Origin of the sequence: Verminephrobacter aporrectodeae subsp. tuberculatae At4, assembly GCF_000193225.1 — a bacterium.
GTDB lineage: Bacteria > Pseudomonadota > Gammaproteobacteria > Burkholderiales > Burkholderiaceae_C > Acidovorax > Acidovorax aporrectodeae.
In genome coordinates this window covers 1-1721 of the sequence record NZ_AFAL01000136.1, presented here as the reverse complement: position 1 = coordinate 1721, position 1721 = coordinate 1, and the positions used below count along the sequence as shown (strand labels likewise).

The window sequence follows — 1721 nt, the reverse complement described above, 5'->3', positions numbered from 1 at the left end:
GGCGGCGCCCTGCGCGCTGCGCCACAGGATCAGCAGGTCCATGGCCGGGGCAAACGCGCTGCCCAGCGAGGCCAGCGTGTAGGCGCCCAGGCCGAAGAGCAGGATCGGGCGGCGGCCAAAACGGTCGGACAGCGGCCCCCAGAGCATCTGCGAACAACCAAACGCCAGCAGCAGGGCGCTGAGCGTGAGCTGCGCATCCGCCATGGACGCGCCCAGGCTGCGCGTGAGTGCGGGCAGCGCCGGCAGGTACAGATCGGTCGTCACCGGCTGCAAGCTCAGCAGCAAGGCCAGCACCAGGATGGCCAGGCCAGGGCGAACGGGGACGGGGACGGCGGCGGCGGACGCCACGCTGGCGCAGGGGGCAGGCATATCCGCACGAGCGTAGCAGAAGGGTCACACGCGGCACCCGAACCGGGGGCGCGCAAGGCACGGGAAATGGGGCAACACGCCCCGGTTTCTTACAATGCCGGCTTCGCAACACCCAGGGGCGTGCCAGGCCCCCTCGTATGGAAATAGCATTACTGTTCGCGCTCATCCTGCTCAACGGCCTGTTTGCCATGTCCGAGATCGCTCTGCTCACGGCACGCAAGACCCGGCTGCAAAAGCTCGTCGATGAGGGCAACAACAGCGCCACCGCTGCCGTGCAACTCGGCGCCGACCCGACCCGCTTCCTGTCCACCATCCAGATCGGCCTGACATCGATCGGCGTGCTCAACGGCATCGTCGGTGAATCCGCCCTGGCCGAGCCACTGGCCGCGTGGCTGCACACGCAGGGCCTGCCCCCGCCCTACGGCGCCTACCTCGCGACCGCCCTGGTGGTGCTGCTGATCACCTATTTCTCCATCGTCATCGGCGAACTGGTTCCCAAGCGCATCGGCCAGTCGCACCCTGAGAGGCTGGCGCGCCTGGTCGCGCGCCCGATCAACTTTCTGGCGCTCGCGACGAAGCCCTTCGTGCTGCTGCTGTCCGCGTCCACGCGCGCGCTGCTGCGCCTGATGGGCGTGCCGGAGATCAACGGCAGCCCGGTCACTGAAGAGGAGATCCACGCCATGCTCGTCGAAGGCCGAACGGCGGGCGTGATCGAATCGCACGAGCACACCATGGTGCGCAACGTGTTTCGGCTCGACGACCGCCAGATCGGCTCGCTGATGGTGCCGCGCGGCGACGTGGTGTGCCTCGACGGCGACGCGCCGTTCGAGGAGAACCTGCGGCGCATCGAAGAATCCGACCACGCCCGCTTTCCGGTGGTGCGCGGCAGCATGGACGAGATCCTGGGCGTGATCAACGCGCGCCAGTGGCTCGCGCGCACGCTCCGCGAACCGGCGCACGGGCTCGCCGACCAAGCGCTGCAAACCGCGCTGTACGTGCCCGAGACCATCACCGGCATGGAGCTGCTGGACAACTTCCGCCTGTCGGACGTGCACATGGCCTTCGTCATCGACGAATACGGCGAGGTGCAGGGAATCGTCACGCTGCAAGACCTGATCGAGGCCATTACCGGCGAGTTCCAGCCGCGCGACCCCGAGACCTCGTGGGCGCTGCAACGCGAAGACGGCAGCTGGCTGCTCGACGGCCACATCCCCGTTCCCGAACTCAAGGACCGGCTGAACCTCGAAGCCGTCCCCGAAGAGGAGCGCGGCCGCTACCACACGCTCAGCGGAATGATCATGCTGCTCACCGGCCGCCTGCCCAAGGTGACCGACACCGTGCAGTGGGAGGAC

At 68.0% G+C, this 1721-nt stretch carries 2 protein-coding genes; one reads left to right on the top strand and one right to left on the bottom strand.

The window, feature by feature from the left end:
• Positions 1–369: MFS transporter (locus VTU_RS0105065; protein WP_010101459.1), on the bottom strand; the 369-nt coding region annotated here is incomplete at its 3' end.
• A 137-nt stretch (positions 370–506) separates the two neighbouring features.
• Between VTU_RS0105065 and VTU_RS0105060 the strand changes: the two genes are divergently transcribed.
• Positions 507–1721 (top strand): hemolysin family protein (locus tag VTU_RS0105060; RefSeq protein ID WP_010101457.1); only part of this gene is annotated, 1215 nt, incomplete at its 3' end.